We start from the raw sequence: 18,681 nt of genomic DNA, 5'->3' as shown, positions 1-18,681 counted from the left end.
TCCCCAATGGAGGGATGCGCTCCGTCGCATCCGCAGCACCAAAACAGGCCTAAACAAAAGCCCCTGGCCGCCGGGACGTCGGCGGCCACCTGTGATCTGTCCCGCGGTTTTATCTGAATTGAACTTTTCTCACTGTCGCACCGCCTGTCTCATCCCTGAGACGCCACCATTTCCTCAAACCTGGAAAGCCCCCGTTATGAACAACAAAAACGGCTTTCCGGAGCCCTTTACGCCCAGAATGTCAACACCCTGTTAAAATGCCAGCCCCCCATTCGCGTGGCACGAGGTATGCTATTTATGTTACTCGACCTGAGGTTGGTGATATTTGAGACGGTGCCTAAGGCGCTATCAAGTTTCAGATCAACTGGCCGACTGGGGCGCCCGGTAGCAGGCAATTGCTCGCCACACTAACCGCGGTTCGCCAGAACCGCGGTTTTCTTTTTGGGAAGGATTTACCACGGAGGAGCGGAGATTTAGAGAGAGAATACAAATATAATGTGGCGGCATTTGTAATTCCGGAGTACCAGAATTAAAAATCCCGCCACGGGTTTCTGGAGTAATGCCACGAGTTATTCAGTGCGTCGAAGGGTTCTCCCGTATTTCTCAAGGAAACCGTGGCGTTTATTTTCTCCACATGTACTCGTGTGGAAAAATTAACGCCACATTTGCATTTTCTTCTCTCTCTGAATCTCCGCTCCTCCGTGGTAAATGCCCCCCTCTGTTACGCAGATTGTAACTGCGTCTGCCCTGGTTCTTTTCGGCTATCCCCTTGACGAGCGCGGTACTGCCATTTATCTTGCCCTCCCTATGAGCACCATCAGATATCCAGCCGAGTGGGAGGAGCAGGACGGCGTATTGCTGGCCTGGCCCCATGCAGGGACCGACTGGCAACCCTATCTCGTCAAAGCCCAGGAAACCTTCGCCCGGATCATGGCCGAGGCCTCCCATCACGGACGGGTGATTGTGGTCACCGCGAGTCCGGCAGAAGTCCACCATTTTCTCCAGCATACCGACGCCCTGACTGACCGGATCCAGTGTTATCCCATCCCTTGTAACGACACCTGGGCCCGCGATTTCGGGCCGATCACGGTTTTCGAGAACCAGCATCCGGTGCTTCTGGACTGCCAATTTACCGGCTGGGGCGGCAAATTCAATGCCACCCTGGATAATCTCATTTCATCAAAACTGAAGGAACACGGCGTATTCGGACCCACCCTTCTGAGGTCGGCCCCCTTCATCCTTGAAGGCGGCAGCATCGAAACCGATGGACAAGGCACCCTCCTCACCACCGCCTCCTGCAATGCCAATGCGAACCGGAATGCCCACATGAGCCGGCAGGATACCAACCAGGCCTTCACCCGGTTTCTCGGCACCTCCCGGGTCTTATGGCTCGAACACGGGTACCTTGCCGGAGACGATACCGATGGCCATATCGACATGCTGGCCCGTTTCGCCCCCCATGACACGATTGTCTATCAGGCCTGCGACCAGGCCGGGGATGAGCACTTCCCGGAACTGACGGCCATGGCCAATGAATTGAGCCGCCTGAGAACCCTGTCCGGGGCCCCCTACCGCCTCCTCCCCTTGCCCTGGCCGGCGGCGCAATACGACGAGGAGCAGCATCGGCTCCCGGTCTCCTATGCCAACTTCCTCATTTTGAATGGGGCCGTGCTGGTCCCCATCTATAATGACCCCTGTGACGCCCACGCGCTCATGGTGATCGGGAAAGCTTATCCCGGGCGGAAGATCATCGGCATTGACTGTTCCACACTCATTCTTCAACATGGTTCTCTGCACTGCGTGACCATGCAACTGCCTAAAGGAACGCTCGCATAGGACGAGAGAGAAAGACTTCACCACTAATTTAAGAAATAAAGGAAATCCCGAGAAGAGTTTTCACACGAAGCCGCGAAGAACGCGAAGGAAATGCAAATGTGGCGTTAATTTTTCCGCACGTGTACATGCGGAGAAAATAAACGCCACGGTTTCTTTGAAGAAATGCAGGGATATGTATTCTTTTCCAATGTCACGGAAGCACCGTTTTGCGATTTTTCTTGGCTGGGAGTCATTTATCAGTCTATCCCAGGAAAATTCACAGACTCACCCAGCCATGACAAATCGCAAAACATTTTGGAGGTCTTTTCGTATCTTCGCGGCTTCGCGTGAGAATCTGAATTCCCTTCATTTCTTAAATTAGTGGTGAAGTCCTCTTCCGGGTGATACGTGCAGGCAAATAGAAAGCAAGTGATTATGAAAACAGCCTTGATCCAGCATGCCTTCGGGCCTGACCGCGCCGCCAATGTCGCCAAAAGCGTGGCGGCCATTCAACAGGCAGCCCAGGCGGGCGCCAAATTGGTGGTGCTCTCGGAACTCCACGCCTCCCTCTATTTCTGTCAGATCGAGGATCCCGGCCTGTGCGGCTTGGCGGAATCCATTCCAGGCCCCCTCACCGACACCTTCGCCCGGGTTGCACGCGAACAGGGCATCGTCCTGGTCGGCTCTTTCTTTGAGCGCCGGGCCGCCGGCCTGTACCACAATACCGCCGTGGTATTTGAGACCGATGGCTCGATTGCCGGCCGGTATCGCAAGATGCATATCCCAGATGATCCGGCCTATTACGAGAAATTCTACTTCACCCCCGGTGATCTCGGGTTCCGGGCCATTCAGACCTCCGTCGGCAAACTAGGCGTCTTGGTCTGTTGGGACCAGTGGTATCCCGAAGCCGCCCGGCTGATGGCCCTGGATGGCGCGGAGTTGTTGATCTATCCCACGGCCATCGGTTGGGAGCCCAGCGACACTCCGGACGAGAAGCAGCGCCAGCTGGACGCCTGGGTGACCAGTCAGCGGGCTCATGCCATTGCCAATGGGGTGCCCGTGCTGAGCGTCAACCGTATCGGATTTGAAGCGTCGCCCGCGGGACGGGGCGGCATCCAGTTCTGGGGCCACAGTTTCGCCGCCGGATGCCAGGGCGAATATATCGCCCGGGCCGACACGGAGCATGAGGCGGTGCTCCTGGCGGAGGTGAATCTGAAACAGAGCGAGGAGGTCCGCCGCATCTGGCCCTTCCTGCGCGACCGACGCATCGACGCCTACGGCGACCTGACGAAGCGCTTCAGGGAAGAGACTTCACCACACAATAAAGAGAACTTTTACCACGGAGAAACGGAGATTTAGAGAGAGAATACAAATACAATGGTGCGGGAATTTAAATTCAGGTGTACCAGAATTTAAATTCCCGCACCGGTTTTCTGGAGTAATACCCGGAGAAAAAAGGCCGAGGATTGACGACACCTCCCTCTCGACGAATTCCTTCAGGAAACCGTGGCGTTTATTTTCTCCACATGTACTCGTGTGGAAAAATTAACGCCGCATTTGCATTTCCCGCTCTCTCTCAATCTCCGCTCCTCCGTGGTAAATCCTCTCCCCCCCATCACAAGGCTTTCTTACCGTTCGCCGGCTAAATCTTCAAACTGATCCGGAAGACCGTTCCGTCGGTCTCGGAAGTTGAAAAATCGACCTTCCCGCCAAGGGACTGTTCGCCGATCACCTTCATGAAATAGGTACCCATTCCCCGCCCCAGTTCGGCATGGGTCGTGAAATTCTGCTGAAAAATCCGCTTGGTGACCTCCGCCGGGATCGCTTGGCGGTTCCACACGGAAAACGTCACGACCGAGCGATTCAGTTCCGCGGAAATACGGACGTCATCGCCCTTCGCAGAGGCCTCCAACGCGTTCATCACCATCCCCCCGAGCACCCGTTGCAGGAGCCAGGAATCCACCTTGAATTTAAGTCCGGCCGTTTTATCCCCCACCAGCAGGCTTTTCCCTTGTGCCACCGGAAAGGCCTGAACGGATTTCGCGACCTCCTTCAATACCTCAGCAACGGCGGTCAGGCGCAACAGTGGAAAAAATTCCCCGCCCGTTTCCTGGACCAGTGCCTTTTGAATCCGGACCTCCTGAGCCAGCTTGATCAAGGCCCCGAAAATATCTTCCGCAAGCATACGGCCGCGCTCCGCATTGGCCGTCAGCATCAACTTGCTCCGGCCCAGCGCCGACGCGATCGTGCTGTTGATCTCGGCAAAAAAGGAGCGTTCCAGAACGGCCCGTCTCTGGTGCGCACTGATATCCTGCATAAACAGGACGACCAGCCGCCGCTCCCCCAAGGTCAGGGGATAGGCCCTCACGCTGAAATACAAATTCTTATTCACGCCCTCTTTACGGACCGCGAGGGAACAGGGACACTCCACCGCCTCGTTACTCCCCAGGCAGGTCATAATGGCCACCACCACGCCGCAGGTGGCGCAATACTCCGTCGTCCCGCAACCGCCCTCATGCTCGGAGGGATGAATGCACTGGAGCGCCTCCCCGGGACGGAGCCCCAGAACCCCACTGACATCCGAGACCCCGATTGCCTTTAAGAACGACTCGTTGGCGACAAGGATCTGCCGCTGCTCATTGAGAATGGCCAGAAACCCGCCCATGGATTTCAACAGGGTGTCAATGACGGGATTCCCCACCATCGACTGGGCGTACTCATGAATTTCCGAATCCGTCATTCGGGCGGCCGGCGCATAGCACGTATCAGGACCTGACGACGTAGTGGTTGAGGTCATAACAGAACTGCTCCCCATTTTTCCGTTAATGGGGAAATATTACCAAAATTGCAGAGATAGGCAATCTTACTAACGTGCCGGAAAGAAGGACTTCAACTGATTTAAGAAATGGAGGAAATCCAGAGAGGCAAACATCAACCGGCACGGGATTTTCGACTGCGGAGTACCTCAGCCAAAAATCCCGAGCCGGTTTCCCTTGTAAAACAAAGCATCTTGAAGGGATGAAGCGATTATTTATCCTGACGTCCGGATAGAACCGTTTGGCGATTTTTCGTGGCTGGCCGCTTACAGAGTGGCGCACGTGGCCACTAAAGAGTCGGGGCAGACATGACAAATCGCCAAACATTTCTTTCACCACACAGGCGTCCCCTGGTGCATGGCGCCTTCGTGATTTCCTTCATTTCTTAAATCAGTGGTGAAGTCTTCTTCAAATGGTCCGTTCGTGGTCCATGAGGGGACCGCCCATGATGGCGGCGCCGCCATCGACGGCGAGAATCTGGCCTGTGATTTTGGCGGCCAACGGACTGAGCAAAAAGGCAGCGGCATTGGCCACGGCCTGCCGGTCCGCAACGGGATCCCAGGGGATAGGACTGGTTTGCGCCCAGATATTGCCGATATGTTCGAACTCAGGAATTTTACTGGCAGCCATGGTGGCCACCGGGCCGGAGGAGATGGCATTCACGCGGATCTTGTCCCGGCCATGACGGCGGGCCAAGGCGCGAACCAGGGCTTCCAACGCCGCCTTGTGGACGCCCATCCAGTTATATTGGGGATAGACATGGTGGGTATCAAACGACAGCGCCACGATTCCGCCGCCATTCGTCAGATGCGGAGCGGCACATTGGCTGATGGTGGCAAGCGAGGCACAACTGATCTGGTAGGACTTGAGGACATCCGCCATGGAGCGGGTATGGAACTCGTTCCCCATGCAGGTCTTAGGGTTGGCATAGGCGATGGAATGCACCACGCCCGCCAGGGAGCCCAGCCCGGCAAAGAGGGCTTCAACCTGGGATTCATCCGACACATCGCAGAAACGCAGGTCCAGTTTGCTTTTTTCCTCAGCGGTCAGAAGTTTGCTGGCGTTAAGATAGCGCTTCTGCACCACCTCGTTTTGCACAGAATAAATCACTTTCCCGCCAAATTGTTCAATCGTGCGGCCGATGAAGTACGCAATGGAGTTCGGGTCAAGCAGTCCCATAACCAGATAAGTTTTGCCCTGTTCAATCATAAGTGAGCTCCTGAATGCAAAGCTTGTTGATAGCAATTGTACCTGACGGGGTCAAGACACAGTATTGACATGCGGAAGCCGTTTTAATACTCTGCCTCGCGTTTTTTGATGGCGGGGTAGCTCAGTGGTAGAGCAGAGGACTCATAAGCCTTTGGTCGTGGGTTCAACTCCCGCTCCCGCCACCATCCTTCGCCCCCCACTTCATTTTTTCATGTCTCCCGCGAACTGGATACGTAATGCGTTGCGCGGTGGACATTGATTCCCGGCTTGATCCGGAAACCCCTCACCCTGACCCTCTCCCCCAAGGGGCGAGGGAATGGATTTTGCACCAGGTCTTCTCCCTCTCCCTTCAGGGGAGAGGGTTGGGGAGAGGGTGTTATCTTTCGGTCCGTTTCCAGGTGCCGCGGAGGTTGCCTTTGCAGAAGCGCAGGAACCCCACAAACAGGGCGGCCTGCATGGCCAGGAAATAGCCCAGCAATTTAAGACCCTTCCGGCCTCTCTTCGTAATCACCACCGCGCTGGCCAGCGCGAGAAGGCATACGGTTGTTAAGTTGATGAGTTGATGAGTTGATGAGGAGGGAGGGGCCTCCGCGTCCTGACTTAACCACCTGACAACTAAACAACCTAACAACGCCCCCCCCGCCACCAACAAATGCGGCGTAAACCACCGGAGCACTTTATGCGACCAGAACATCCAGGCAAAACCCCCATAGCGCGGCAACAGACAGCGCCAGCACAAGGCGAGGGCCTGATAGGCGCCGGCACCGATCCTGACCCTGCGCCGCCATTCGGCCTCAACCGTCGCGGGCAGCTCCTCCACCGCCACCGCCGCCGGCTCATACACCAGTCGCCGGCCCTGTTCCCTCACCTTCATCCCGATCACAAAGTCATCAATGATCGTGTTATCCGGAAAATGCGCCGGAAACAATCCTGCCCTAATCGCATAGATCGCGCCATTGGCGCCCAGACAGGAATCCAGCGCACTCTCCGCAACCTTGAGCCGCGTCTCCAGGCTCCAGTAGGTCGCCTCATCAGCAGCACCGGCGCCGACAGAGCGGCGCCCTCCATTTTTTTTCGATGGAGGGTTTTGCTCTGTCAAAACCAATCGCCCACATACCCCGCCGACGGCCGGATCCGCCAAGGGCGCCACCAGGCGGCGCAGGGCATCCGGAGCGAACATGGTATTGGCGTCGGTGAAAACCAGGAGGTGCTCCTCAAGGTGGCGTTCGACGCCTGCCCGAAGTAGCCTTGGCGTAGGCGGGTCCTCGGCCTGCCGTGAGCGAGTCGAACGGCGAACGTATTCGCCCGCCAGTTGTCCCTCAGCCGCCGGGACGTCGGCTGCCACCCCATTCCGGTCTGCCCACTGCCCACCCTGGCCTCCATAGCCTTGGCGACGGAGGCTGCCCACTGTCCCCTGACTCGCAACTAACTTCTTCAACATCACCGTCTTGCCATGGTTTTCCGGGGAGATGATGATGTGGACATTGGAGTGGGACTGGGCCCAGCCGAGAGCGATTTCGGCAGTGCGGTCGGAGCCGCCATCGATCCCGGCGAAGACATGAATGCGGTCAGCGGGATAATCCAGCGCCGCCAGATTCTCCAGCCGCTGGCGGATGACGGATTCTTCGTTGTGGGCGGAGAAGAGGATAGCAACCACAGGCAGTTCTTTTTGCTCCGATGTGGGAGGGGCGCTATGCGCCGCGACTTTGCGCCCCAACCACAGCACCAAGGCCGGATATACCAGCCAGGTGTAAACCAGCACCCCCATCACCACTATGAATGCAATGACCATAAACGTTGTTTATTACCAAGAGAACATGGGAAAAGAAAGACTTCACCACTAATTCGGGAAAATAAAGAAATCCAGAGACGCCCAAAATGTTTTGCGATTTGTCATGGCTGGGTGGGTCCGTGAATGTTCCAAGGACAGACTGAAAAATGACTCCCAGCCAAGAAAAATCGCAAAACGGTGTTCCAGGAACATAGAAGAAAATACAAATCCTTCGCCTATTCCCCGAATTAACCAGAAACCCGTGGCGTTTATTTTCTCCGCATGTACCCGTGCGGAAAAATTAACGCCACATTTGCATTTTCTTTGCGAGCTTCGCGACTTCTGTTCAAACTCTTTTCTTAATCTGGATTTCTTCATTTCCCAAATTAGTGGTGAGGTCCCCTCTTCTCTTCACGACTTTAGCCGGAATGCCCACCACGGTGGCGCCGGCAGGGACGTCATCCAATACCACGGCATTGGCGCCGACTTTGGCGCCATTACCAAGCGAAATAGCGCCGATGATCTTGGCCCCGGCACCGACAAACACCTGGTCACCCAGAACCGGTGAGGCCCCTTTTTCCGCGCCGATGGTCACCTGATGCTCGAGGACCACGTTGCGCCCCCCCTTGACCGAGGTATTGATGACCACGCCGATACTGTGCACCAGGACGAATCCCTCGCCGAAGTCGGCTCCCCGCCCGATGATACACCCTCCCATGACAATAAGTTTATTGAAAAGCATGGCGAGCGGAGCGAGGTGATGGTGCTGCGCCCACTGCATCCAGCGATAGAGAATCATCGCGGTGGAACCATCGGTCAGACGCGCCTTCACGACGTTGCGCAGGGAGTCATCCCCGTACAACCACCGCGCCTTCGCGCGCATATCGGACCGGATTAGGGTAAACAGGTTCATAAGGGGTATTGGTTATCAGTTATTGGTTAACAGGGCAAGGATTTCGCCCACCTTTGCGGTCCAAGTCTCGCTGGCCATCGAGTCACTGACCGCCCTGCGTCCCTGTGGCGAAAGCGGTCGTTCCAACACCCGCCTCACCTTCGCCACAAACTCATCATGATCATGAGCCACCTGCACGGGGGGCGGGGGGGCCATTCCAGGTGTGGGGCGGATGTCCCCATCCGCCTCTCGGGCTGGTCCGGGGAAAGGTGGATGAGGACATCCACCCCACACCGCAGGGCAAGGGGTGGCCCCCTCATTCGAGCGCTGGTACCGGGCGACTTCAGGTAAATCAGTGGAAACCACCGGACAACCGGCCGAGAGCATCTCGCGTAGCTTGATGGGATTGACCGAGCGGGTCAGGTCATTCACCACAAAGGGAATGATCCCCACGGTGAAACCGGCCACGTAATCAGGCAATTCAGAGAAGGGTTTTGGCCCCAGCAGCTGGATATTCGAGATGCCCTGCAACCGCGTCACCGCCACATCCGCCTTACCGATAAGAACCATCGTCGCGCGAGGGAATTCCTGCGCAAGCCTCAGGATCAGCTCCTGATCCACCCACTCGGACAGCAGGCCGAAGAAACCGATGGTAGCGGAAGCGGGGTCAGGCGCACTGGATGTGGGGCGGATGTCCTCATCCGCCTCTCGGACTGGTCCAGAGCCAGGCGGATGGGGACATCCGCCCCACACAGGAAACAAATTCCTGTCGAGAGACAAGTTCCTATCAGAAGCCAGGTTCTTACCGGGCCCTGACACCGGTATTTTCGGCACCCCTCTCCTGAAATGCTCCCAATCCACACCATGGGGAATCAACACCGTATGGGGATTGATGGCTTTACAGCGCTCATACAACTCACCGGCAGAGGCAATGACTAGATCAGCATATCGGCAGCACCGTTGATCCATCTCACCCATCATCGCGGAGTCATACATGGCAAAGGCATCCCAGCGGTCGACGCAGTGATACACCACGCGCGGGGCGCGTGGTGAGACCTTAGACTTCAGACCATAGATATTAGACTTATCTGAAGACAAAGCGCCAAGGTGGCGTTCGCCGTCCCGGCGAACGATGTTTTGGCCACTTAGTGACCGCTCCGGGCAATCAGCCGCCGGGACGTCGGCTGCCACCTGTCCTTCGGCCTCTTGCCCTTTGCGCCAGCCGCGCATCGCCTCTGCCAGCACTGGGACATAATTGATCAGGACCGGGTCCGCAAACCCGAGCCGCCATGCCCAGAACCGCATGCTGAGCCGGCAAATCAGTCCGTTGAGACGCCGAACCCGCTCATAGCGAGGGAGCGGAATGAAGAGAGGGGAGAGGATATGGAGAGAAGGAGGGGTCAGTGAGGGGTGAGATGTAAGATGTGAGATGTGGGGAGGCATACTGGATTCTGACTCTGGACTGCCTGCTACCCACTGCCTGCCCTGCATAGCCTTGGCGACGCAGTGCCCACCGCTCACTTCCTCCCTCCGCGCTCCCCGGAGCGAGGCGACGACCTTCCTCACCATCCGGAGGCGGTCTGAGGATGACCCGACGCTGGGGGTGCGCATGCCGGAGCCTTCAATCCAGAGGACACGGTGTCCCTGCCGGACCAGTTCAATGGCAATCCGGTGCTTGCTTGTCGGGTTATCCTTCCCCGCACTCCAGGCATTGGCGATGATAATAAAGTCCATGGCTATTGGTTATCAGTTTAGATTATTTCAAACTCGTTAGTAACTTCAATATCTTCTCTGCCATCTGCCCCCAGGAGACAATCGCGGTATCAGGGACGCGCCTGGACAGGTCACGGGCCAGCATCTCGCGCAGGCCCTCGGCCAGATCCTCCGGACGGCATGACTTCACCACCAGGAAATGATCCTGATTCAGCGGCAATTCCGGGATCGCCCCTGCCGGCGTGGCCACTACCGGCAGTCCGCTCGCCCGCGCCTCCAGCACCACATTCGGCATGCCTTCGCTCCGGCTCGACAAACACAACACATCCGCCCGGTTCATCCACAAGGCCACCTCTTCGCGGGACCGCCGCCCCAGGAAGTGGACCCGGTCGGCAATGCCGAGGTCACGGGCCATGCGCTCAAGCCGGGCGCGCATCGGGCCGGAGCCGATAATGAGAAGGGCCCCGACAGGTTTTTCTCCTCTGGTTGTGGGGCGGATGTCCTCTGTGGGGCGGATGTCCTCTGTGGGGCGGATGTCCTCATCCGCCTCTCCTACTGGCCGGAAGACAGGTGGATGGGGACATCCACCCCACACAGGAGCAGGCAGTGCCGTGGCGAGCGCTGCAAAGGCGCGCAGTAGCACGTCCGGCCCTTTGACGGGGACCAGGTTGCCGACGAAGAGGAGGGTTGTTAAGTGAACTCCCATCGGGCTCTCTCCCCTCAACAACTCAGCAGCTTGACCACTCAACAACTCCTCCCGGCTCCGCACCCGGAACAAGGAGGCATCCACTCCATTCGGCACGACATGCAGCTTTGCGCGGGACACCCCGGCCGCAGCAAGACGGTCGGCCAGCACCTGGGCGACGCAGACAATGCCCTCCGCCTGCGCGCAGGCGTCCAGGATTTTACGCCGGCGCAGGGGGGATTGGAGGTGGAAGGTATCCGAGCCCAGGGCCATGAGCCAAAGGCGGGCACCCGTCCCCCGGATCGCATGAGCGACGGCCACGCCATCCGGGTAGAGCCAGGGAACATAGCAAATGGGAGTGGTTGTTGTGGGGCGGATGTCCTCTGTGGGGCGGATGTCCTCTGTGGGGCGGATGTCCTCATCCGCCTCTCGGACTGGTCCGGGGAAAGGTGGATGGGGACATCCACCCCACACAGGAGCATGGGCTTTATCAAGGTCGTCGAATTCCCCCCTTAACGCGCGAGAGTAAAACCACCAGTTGAGGGAACGACCGAGGAGGGGGAGATAGAAGACGGGGAGGTAGACAGTTGTTATGTTGTTGGGTTGCTGGGCTGTTGAGGAGAGAGAGCCCTTTGGGCTTTCACTTAACAACTTATCAACTGGACAACTTAAAAACTTTTTCGGCACGCCCCAGCGCCGGATCGCAGGCCAGCGCCAAAAACGCCATTCAGGGACAAGGCAGATGTTCAGATAATGGTTATTAGTTATTGGGTGTTGGTTATTGGTTGAATTACCTGATAACGAATAACCATTAACCAATAACTCCTTCGCCATCTCCCGGAATAGGTAGTAGTTGTACAGCCCCCGAGTCGGCTGATCGGGGCGCGGGAATAGGTTGGAGATCGTGATGAGCATGATGATTATAAGTTGTTGTGGGGCGGATGTCCCCATCCGCCTCTCCTGATTGGCTGGAGCAAGGTGGATGGGGACATCCACCCCACACACGAAAGACTCTGCTCCGTCTCAATCAGGCTCGGTCGATAGTCACAATTTCCCCTTGATATGGCCATTCTTGCGCATTTCTCACCAAACCTGCCCTTACTGGATTCTGCCAGACATACTCCCATTTTTCACGATAACTTTCAGAATGCCTGACAACATGATCAAATAAGCCTTCCTGCCACAAGCCTTTACCCTTCTGTTGCTTCGGTGGTTGTGGGGCGGATGTCCTCTGTGGGGCGGATGTCCTCATCCGCCTAGCGGCCTGGCCGGAAGACAGGTGGATGGGGACATCCACCCCACACGCGAAACACTCCGGTTGTTGCGGGGTGGTGGCCCCCATCCGCGTGATCTCAAGAGAAATGCATCGCTTCAGCCCCCGAATCCAGATGCCGAGTTGAAAGCCATCCGGCCCTCGAACAAACAAATGCACATGATCCGGCATGATTACATACCGGCCAACGGCCACAGAGACCCGGCTCATGGCTTCCTCCGCATATTGAATCAGTGCCTGGTGCACCCCATCACTCGCCAATACAGGTTGCCTGTTCATTGTACAGAATGTCACGAAATATAAAGGAGGCGAGTAATCCTGATAAATTTGCGCAAGACGATGTGGCCTGGGATCAAAGGAGGTCATAGTCTGTTTTTTTGTTTGTTTGTGGGGCGGATGTCCCTTGTGGGGCGGATGTCCCCATCCGCCTGTCGGACTGGTCAGATGCCAGGTGGATGGGGACATCCACCCCACACACTGAACCCTGCTCCAGCTCTTGTGGGGCATAAAGCGTTTCATAGCCATCCAACGTAGTCTCCAGGGAATAGTGGGTACGTACGCGCTCCTGGGCCGCCTGTTTTTTCATGGCACTACCCCCGGGATCATTCAACATGGCCGCCAATACTCCCGGCCATTGGCGCTCGTCTACCGGCAGGATGACCCCGCATTTGCCATCCTCAATCACTTCCCTATTGGCCCCCACATCTGTCACGGCCACGGGTACTCCGGCGGCCATCGCCTCCAGCAGCGCAACGGACAACCCTTCACTCCGGGATGGCAGCACAAACACATCCATGGCCGCCAGATAAGGAGCCGGATCGCCCTGAAACCCGGCAAAGATCACCCGGTCGGCCACGCCAAGTTCCTGCGCCTGCCGCTCCAGCGCGTCACGCTCCGGGCCGGCGCCAATGAGAAGGAGATAGACGCCAGCCCCGGAATGATCCGCTCCCTCATCTTTTGGTGTGGGGCGGATGTCCTCATCCGCCTGGAAGCAGCGAGGTGGATGGGGACATCCACCCCACACTTTGTCCCCTGTGCCTTCTGTTGTGGGGCGGATGTCCTCATCCGCCTCTCGGACTAGTCCAGAATCAGGCGGATGAGGACATCCGCCCCACACCGGAGAGCCGTTAAGCGCTGCAAACGCCAATATCAACCGGTCGGCCCCCTTCACCTGCGCCAGCCGTCCAACCGTGCCAACCACCCGTGCATCCACGGGAATTCCCGCCTTAATCCTGAATGCGTCCCTCTGCCCGCCTTGGCCGCCGGAGCCTTGGCGTAGGAGGCTGCCTTCCTTGGCCGCCGGAGCCTTGGCGAAGGAGGCTGCCCTCTGCCCACTGGCCGCCACTCCATTCACCACGACCCGGATGCGTTTGCGGGAAATCCATAACCTGTCCGCCATGACCTCCGCGGTGGCATCGGAGACAGCCACCAGTTCATCGGTAAAGCATGCAAGGAGCCGGGCCCGCAAACGGTCACGCAGCCCGAAGTTATGAACATTCGCTCCATGCTGGGTGTAGATGAGGCGGAGGGGCGGAGGCGTTAAACGTGGCTCATGAGCCGTTGATGGAGAGGAATGAACTGTGGAACGGATGTCCTGTGTGGGGCGGATGTCCTGTGTGGGGCGGATGTCCTGTGTGGGGCGGATGTCCCCATCCGCCTGGCGACTCGGGACAGCAGAAGGCGGATGGGGACATCCGCCCCACACCGTGGTCCTGGACGTTTTCCTCATCAGCTTCACCAGCACCCCGTATTGCCAGGCGGCAAGATTGTGGGTGTGGAGGACAACCGGCGTACGCCGGTTGTCAATACAACCCAACAACTCTCCCCGGATCCGCCGGACGGCGGCAAGGTCGAAGGGCCAGCGGGAGCGCTTGGCCCCAACACACACAACCACTTCCGGCATTTGCGACGCTGAACCCTGAACCCTGAACCCTGCCCCCTCCTTCACCTGCCCCGCCAACTCGCCTGAGTCATCCAGACAGCAGATCCGCGTTGAACCGGGGTGACGGGCATTCCGGGCATTCGTCCAATCGACCACCAGCCGCTCCAACCCCCCCGGGGCGAGCGATATCACAAGATGAAGAACGTGAGTAAAATTCACTTCTTGAGTTAATCAACCTGAAAGAAGCAGTTCAACTACGAAACACGCGAAAGACGCGAAAATAATATGTTGAAAAGGGAAGAGTTCTGCTCACGTCATGAAGATTTTACCACGGAGGAATGGAGAGTGCGCAACGTCCTGTTACCGCCCCGTTTACTCCCGGGAAGACGTTTCACGAATTTCTCATAGGGCAGGGCTGCTGTCGCAGTCAGTTGTTAAGTTGTTATGTTGTTAAGGACAATAATAGGGAGGCCGCAGGACGTTTACTTATCAACTGAGCAACCTGACAACGCAGCAACTCTCCCCACCTCTCTCTCGCCTTTTCTCCGCCTGCCCTGCGAAGCACGGTATTTCCGGGCGAAGCAGGGTGTCTCCAGCGAAGCGGGTGGTAAGTGAGGTAAGATGCGAAACGTGAGTTGTGAAACGTAAGGTAGCGTTCGGCGCCTGCCCGACGTAGCCTTGGCGTAGGCGGGTCCTCGGCCTGCCGTGAGCCTGTCGAACAGCGAACGATTCTTGTCCTTTTAGAGACTACTCACAGACATCAGCCGCCGAGGACGCCGGCTGCCACCCAGATCTAACATCTCACGTCTTACCTTGCCATCAGCCGCCGAGGACGCCGGCTGCCACCTGTGCTTCGCGCTTCAGTTTTCTCTAAGGTGGCGTTCGGCGTCCTCGACGAACGATTCTTGTCCTTTAGAGACTACTCACAGACATCAGCCGCCGAGGACGCCGGCTGCCACCTGTGCTTCGCGCACCTGGGCTTCGCGCTGGGGTTCACTTGGGCAAACAACCCAGGGCCAATCTTCGGGGAACTTGCACAAGTGGGCGCGGACTGGATTCATACGGATGTAATGGGCCTTCTCCACAAACTCATCATCATTGCGCAATCGATGATCAAAGAAATTACTTTGCCATTTAATTCCACAACGTTTCGCCGTGATAGTCTTCCACGCCGAAATTGTGCGACTCATCCCGGGCTCATCAGGAAAGGAGGCGATCATATGAAGGTGATCAGGCATAACCACGAGCAAACTCATCCCCCAGCGGCATTCATCATGATACCGGCGGGCAGCCTCCAGGACTAGCGGCGCCAGGGAGGGCCCGGTCAATGAACAGGGAGTATCCCGATCAACACGAACTCGAACATGGAACAGGGCCCCAATAGGAACCCATCCGGGCGTCTTGTGGGATAGCACGCCCTTTAATGCGACTGGAGTCTGTTTTTTAGGGTTTTCAATTAGGCTCACACATAGATCTATATACGGCTAAAGATAGCTAGTCAATAGATCATTACGACGTGAGACGTGAGATGTGGAACGTTAGGGTTGCGACTTGTCCGCCGTAGATTCGGAGGCGGGCGTCCTCGGCGAACGATTCTTCGCCCATGTCGTCAATCAGCCGCCGAGGACGCCGGCTGCCACCTAATCAATCAGCCGCCGAGGACGCCGGCTGCCACCTAATCAATCAGCCGCCGGGGACTCTACTACGTAGCGAAGGTCCGCTACTTCGAAGAGTTGTAACGCCGGCTGCTACCCAATCAGATGGGGTCGTTTAGGCGGCAGAAATACAGAACGGCTTTCTGATCCGCTCCTCCAGCGCCTTCTGCCTGACGACCTGGTCCACATTCGCCGCGCGGAGCGACTCCTCCACAAAATCGACATATTGATCCATGGAGAGATGAGGCGGGAAGCGAGAGGCAGGGAGCAATGAAACGGGAGCCGGCAAATCTGATGCGGCCGATGAAGGAGTTGGGTTCATGTATTTTTCAATCCTTCCACCTGTTCGCGAATAAGTTCGAAACTCTTGATGGATCCAAACTGACGGCATAGGGGGCGAAGATCCGATTCTAAATCCAAATTATTGAGCACGCTCAAATAGGCGATATCAGCCAGATCCTTGCCCATGCGACGCGGGATGTCCTGGGATAAGGCAAATATTTTCATCGCCAGCAGATCTTTGAGCGCCGGTATCCTGAGCGTGCAGCCATGCACGTTGCCAGAAATGGCATTGGCGAGAAGGGACTGCATCGTATCAGGGCTCACGCGTAGAAAATCCACACGGACAGGCATGTCAGGGGCACTGAAGAATGCCACATTTTCTTCAATTACGATATTCGTAAATCCTGCTTGCTTCATGATGTTTTTCACCACATCAAGCTGTTCCGCCGCAATCATGAAATCCACATCCAGAGTGTTACGGGTATAGCCATGATAATTGACAGCAAATCCACCGATCAGGAGGCAATCCACACCGGCAGCGGCAATCTGATGCGACGCAATATCAAGGATGGCTTTCAGATTTATCATACTCAGGAATTATGTAGTCTTTATAGCATGAGCGCAAGCCCCCAAGACGTAAGATGTGAAACGGAAGAGGCGTATCTCAAGGTGGCGTTCGGCTTGTCCGCCGTAGTACCGGAGGCGGGCGTCCTCGACGAACGATTCTTGCGCCCAGCTATCGTCCATCAGCCGCCGAGACGCCGGCTGCCACCTGTGCTTCGCGCTCACTGATTACTGCCCACCCTGGCCTCCGTAGCCTTGGCGCAGGAGGCTGCTCCCTGCTCACTGCTCCCTGCCCACTCCTACTTGCTCCCCTCCAGCCAATCCACGACCACGGGCTTATTCACCGCTTCGTCCATGAGCTGGCGGGTCGCCTGCATCATCGCCTTGGTCTCGGAGAGCTGATTGATCAGGGACTCCACGGCCTTGGGATCGGACAACGAGCCAGCGGTAACCGCCTTATCCCCTGCGCCCGCGGCCGCTGCTCCGCTCCCCGTCCCCGGCAGGACGATGCCACGGCTTTCCGAGACCTGCCGGATGGTATCCTGGGCACTCTTCACCGTCTTCACCATCTCCGCCGTGTTCAGCGTGCCGGGGATGCCGTTGATATTGGCCAGGGCATCTTCCAACGCCTTCCGGATCACACTCACATCCGACATCACCGTCCCCATCTGGCTCGATGTCGCGATCGTGTTCTTGATCCGCTGCGCCGCACCGGCCGCGCTATTGGCCTGTGACCGCGCGCCACTGGCCCGCTGGGCCGCCGCCGAGGCCGACCCGCCGACCTTCACGACATCCGCCTCAATCGACGCAATCCGTCCAAAGACCGTCTCGGTGCCCGCGCTATCGGTCGCCGCACCCAGTGCCCCCTCGACCATGGAATAGATATTCGAACTCAGGACCGACACCGTCGTCAGATTTGCATCCATGGCCGTCACGGCCCCCAGCGTATTGCTGACACTCTGCAACGACCCCATGGTTCCGGTAAACGAGGCCAGGGTATTGCTGATCGTCAGGGTCACATCCTTCAGCTCAGTCATGCCGGACGCCAGCCCCGTCAATTGGCCGGACATATTGGTCAACGCCACAATCTGCCCGATCGAGTTGGTCAGCACCGCCACCTGCGACCCCATGTTCGTAAGCGCCCCCAGCTGACCGATCGCCGCCACCACCCCGGCCATGTCATTGGACAGACTACCCAAGGCGCCTACGGCATTCGTCAAGTAGAGCATCTGGGCATTCAGATTGGTAAGGCCCGCGACCTGCTCCCCGATATTCGTCAGCCCGGAAAGCTGGTTAAACGCATTGGTCATCATCCCGAGTTGCGCCATGGCATTGGTGAGGTAACTCATCTGGCCCGCCAGATTGGTCATGCCGGAGATCTGACTGATCGAGTTCGTCATCTGCGCCACCTGCTCGCTGATATTCGTCATGCCACTCAACTGGCTGATGATATTCGTCAGGTAGTTCATCTGGCTTGCCAGGTTCGTCATCCCGCTGATCTGACTGATCGAGTTCGTCATCTGCCCCACCTGTTCGCTGATGTTGGTCATGCCGCTCAGCTGGCTGATGATGTTCGTCAGATAGTTCATCTGGCTCGACAGATTCGTCATCCCCGAGATCAGACTGATCGAGTTCGTCATCTGGGCCACCTGGTCACTGATGTTAGTCAGGCCGGTCAGCTGGCTGATGATATTCGTCAGATAGTTCATCTGGCTCGGCAGATTTGTCATCCCGGAGATCAGGCCCATCGAGTTCGTTAAAGACCCGATCTGGGAACTGATATTTGTCAGGCCGTTCATCTGCGCTTCGATATTCGTCAACCCGCTCATCTGCGACAGCAGATTCGTTAAATAGCCTACCTGATCAGGAATATTCGTAAGACCTGACAACTGGGCGATCGAATTGGTCATCGCCGCCACCTGGGCGTTGATATTCGTCAGCCCGGTCAGCTGGCTGATCACGTTCGTCAGATAGTTCATCTGACTCGGCAGATTTGTCATCCCGGAGATCTGACTGATCGAATTCGTCATCTGTGCCACCTGGTCGCTGATATTCGTCAGGCCGGTCAACTGGCTGATCACGTTCGTCAGATAGTTCATCTGACTCGGCAGATTTGTCATCCCG

At 57.1% G+C, this 18,681-nt stretch carries 14 protein-coding genes and 1 tRNA gene; 3 read left to right on the top strand and 12 right to left on the bottom strand.

Features of this window, described 5'->3' with window-relative positions:
* Positions 1 to 807 precede the first annotated feature (807 nt).
* Both WCS52_13170 and WCS52_13165 read left to right on the top strand, forming a co-directional pair.
* Complete coding sequence (locus WCS52_13170; protein MEI6168132.1) at positions 808 to 1,836, top strand: agmatine deiminase family protein; 1,029 nt, start codon at positions 808 to 810, stop codon at positions 1,834 to 1,836.
* A gap of 414 nt (positions 1,837 to 2,250) precedes the next feature.
* Positions 2,251 to 3,174: a carbon-nitrogen hydrolase gene (locus tag WCS52_13165; GenBank protein MEI6168131.1), complete on the top strand. Its 924-nt coding sequence runs from the start codon at positions 2,251 to 2,253 to the stop codon at positions 3,172 to 3,174.
* Positions 3,175 to 3,457: 283 nt separating this feature from the next.
* Here WCS52_13165 and WCS52_13160 read toward each other — a convergent pair whose 3' ends face one another.
* Complete coding sequence (locus tag WCS52_13160) at positions 3,458 to 4,612, bottom strand: HAMP domain-containing sensor histidine kinase (protein ID MEI6168130.1); 1,155 nt, start codon at positions 4,610 to 4,612, stop codon at positions 3,458 to 3,460.
* A 427-nt stretch (positions 4,613 to 5,039) separates the two neighbouring features.
* On the bottom strand, positions 5,040 to 5,840 hold the full coding sequence (locus WCS52_13155) for an SDR family oxidoreductase (GenBank protein MEI6168129.1): 801 nt from the start codon (positions 5,838 to 5,840) through the stop codon (positions 5,040 to 5,042).
* A 110-nt stretch (positions 5,841 to 5,950) separates the two neighbouring features.
* On the opposite strand from WCS52_13155, the gene WCS52_13150 reads away from it, so the two are divergent.
* A tRNA-Met gene (locus WCS52_13150) sits at positions 5,951 to 6,025 on the top strand.
* 191 nt (positions 6,026 to 6,216) lie between these two features.
* On the opposite strand, the gene WCS52_13145 is transcribed toward WCS52_13150, so the two are convergent.
* The 10 genes from WCS52_13145 to WCS52_13100 form a co-directional block, all read right to left on the bottom strand.
* On the bottom strand, positions 6,217 to 7,632 hold the full coding sequence (locus WCS52_13145; GenBank protein MEI6168128.1) for a glycosyltransferase family 2 protein: 1,416 nt from the start codon (positions 7,630 to 7,632) through the stop codon (positions 6,217 to 6,219).
* Positions 7,633 to 7,957: 325 nt separating this feature from the next.
* Positions 7,958 to 8,524: a serine acetyltransferase gene (locus WCS52_13140; protein ID MEI6168127.1), complete on the bottom strand. Its 567-nt coding sequence runs from the start codon at positions 8,522 to 8,524 to the stop codon at positions 7,958 to 7,960.
* A gap of 15 nt (positions 8,525 to 8,539) precedes the next feature.
* Positions 8,540 to 10,237: a glycosyltransferase gene (locus WCS52_13135; GenBank protein ID MEI6168126.1), complete on the bottom strand. Its 1,698-nt coding sequence runs from the start codon at positions 10,235 to 10,237 to the stop codon at positions 8,540 to 8,542.
* Between the two features lie 22 nt (positions 10,238 to 10,259).
* Complete coding sequence (locus WCS52_13130) at positions 10,260 to 11,852, bottom strand: glycosyltransferase (GenBank protein MEI6168125.1); 1,593 nt, start codon at positions 11,850 to 11,852, stop codon at positions 10,260 to 10,262.
* Between the two features lie 76 nt (positions 11,853 to 11,928).
* Positions 11,929 to 12,540 (bottom strand): transposase, encoded by a 612-nt coding sequence (locus WCS52_13125; protein MEI6168124.1) that lies wholly within the window; start codon positions 12,538 to 12,540, stop codon positions 11,929 to 11,931.
* Positions 12,527 to 14,248, bottom strand: a complete 1,722-nt coding sequence (locus WCS52_13120) for a glycosyltransferase (GenBank protein ID MEI6168123.1) — start codon at positions 14,246 to 14,248, stop codon at positions 12,527 to 12,529. Before WCS52_13120 ends, WCS52_13125 begins: the two co-directional genes overlap by 14 nt.
* Positions 14,249 to 14,988: 740 nt before the next feature.
* Entirely contained in the window at positions 14,989 to 15,522 is a 534-nt protein-coding gene (locus WCS52_13115; GenBank protein ID MEI6168122.1) for a hypothetical protein, read from the bottom strand.
* A gap of 304 nt (positions 15,523 to 15,826) precedes the next feature.
* On the bottom strand, positions 15,827 to 16,033 hold the full coding sequence (locus tag WCS52_13110; GenBank protein ID MEI6168121.1) for a hypothetical protein: 207 nt from the start codon (positions 16,031 to 16,033) through the stop codon (positions 15,827 to 15,829).
* Positions 16,030 to 16,581 (bottom strand): nucleotidyl transferase AbiEii/AbiGii toxin family protein, encoded by a 552-nt coding sequence (locus WCS52_13105; protein MEI6168120.1) that lies wholly within the window; start codon positions 16,579 to 16,581, stop codon positions 16,030 to 16,032. Before WCS52_13105 ends, WCS52_13110 begins: the two co-directional genes overlap by 4 nt.
* A 275-nt stretch (positions 16,582 to 16,856) precedes the next feature.
* On the bottom strand, positions 16,857 to 18,681 hold a 1,825-nt coding region (locus tag WCS52_13100), incomplete at its 5' end, for a hypothetical protein (protein MEI6168119.1).

Source organism: bacterium (genome assembly GCA_037128595.1).
Classification (GTDB): Bacteria; Verrucomicrobiota; Kiritimatiellia; order CAIKKV01; family CAITUY01; genus JAABPW01.
Note: the sequence above shows the minus strand (reverse complement) of the source record. Positions and strands in the feature narration are given on the sequence as shown.

What these genes read in the sequence shown, in the direction of transcription:
- WCS52_13170 (MEI6168132.1), top strand. Translation starts at nt 808, where the DNA reads ATGAGCACCATCAGATATCCAGCCGAGTGGGAGGAGCAGGACGGCGTA.
- WCS52_13165 (MEI6168131.1), top strand. Translation starts at nt 2,251, where the DNA reads ATGAAAACAGCCTTGATCCAGCATGCCTTCGGGCCTGACCGCGCCGCC.
- WCS52_13160 (MEI6168130.1), bottom strand. Translation starts at nt 4,612, where the DNA reads ATGACCTCAACCACTACGTCGTCAGGTCCTGATACGTGCTATGCGCCG.
- WCS52_13155 (MEI6168129.1), bottom strand. Translation starts at nt 5,840, where the DNA reads ATGATTGAACAGGGCAAAACTTATCTGGTTATGGGACTGCTTGACCCG.
- WCS52_13145 (MEI6168128.1), bottom strand. Translation starts at nt 7,632, where the DNA reads ATGGTCATTGCATTCATAGTGGTGATGGGGGTGCTGGTTTACACCTGG.
- WCS52_13140 (MEI6168127.1), bottom strand. Translation starts at nt 8,524, where the DNA reads ATGAACCTGTTTACCCTAATCCGGTCCGATATGCGCGCGAAGGCGCGG.
- WCS52_13135 (MEI6168126.1), bottom strand. Translation starts at nt 10,237, where the DNA reads ATGGACTTTATTATCATCGCCAATGCCTGGAGTGCGGGGAAGGATAAC.
- WCS52_13130 (MEI6168125.1), bottom strand. Translation starts at nt 11,852, where the DNA reads ATGGGGACATCCGCCCCACAACAACTTATAATCATCATGCTCATCACG.
- WCS52_13125 (MEI6168124.1), bottom strand. Translation starts at nt 12,540, where the DNA reads ATGACCTCCTTTGATCCCAGGCCACATCGTCTTGCGCAAATTTATCAG.
- WCS52_13110 (MEI6168121.1), bottom strand. Translation starts at nt 16,033, where the DNA reads ATGAACCCAACTCCTTCATCGGCCGCATCAGATTTGCCGGCTCCCGTT.
- WCS52_13105 (MEI6168120.1), bottom strand. Translation starts at nt 16,581, where the DNA reads ATGATAAATCTGAAAGCCATCCTTGATATTGCGTCGCATCAGATTGCC.